Source organism: Arsenicibacter rosenii, from assembly GCF_001870735.1.
Lineage (GTDB): Bacteria > Bacteroidota > Bacteroidia > Cytophagales > Spirosomataceae > Arsenicibacter > Arsenicibacter rosenii.
This window is the reverse complement of record NZ_MORL01000291.1, coordinates 165-399: the sequence shown is the minus strand read 5'-3', so window position 1 is coordinate 399 and position 235 is coordinate 165. Positions and strand designations below refer to the sequence as shown.

Genomic DNA, 235 nt, shown 5'->3' with positions numbered 1-235 from the left:
ATCCCCGGATTTTGTCAATACAACTACAGGACTGCCTGTCACAGGCAATGTCTTAGCGAATGATCAGGACCCCAACGGAGGCATACTGACCGCTTCGCTGCTAACGCTGCCTTCTGCCGGAACCGCAGTATTAACACCCGATGGGAGTTATACCTATACGCCACCGGCTGGTTTTACCGGCACCACTTCCTTCTGTTACTCGGCCAGCAGTACCGCAGGCGGGAGCGGATCTTCG

1 protein-coding gene is annotated in these 235 nt (G+C 55.3%); it reads left to right on the top strand.

Annotation, left to right across the window (positions count from 1 at the left end):
• On the top strand, nt 1-235 hold a 235-nt coding region (locus BLX24_RS33280), incomplete at both ends, for an Ig-like domain-containing protein (RefSeq protein WP_177226019.1).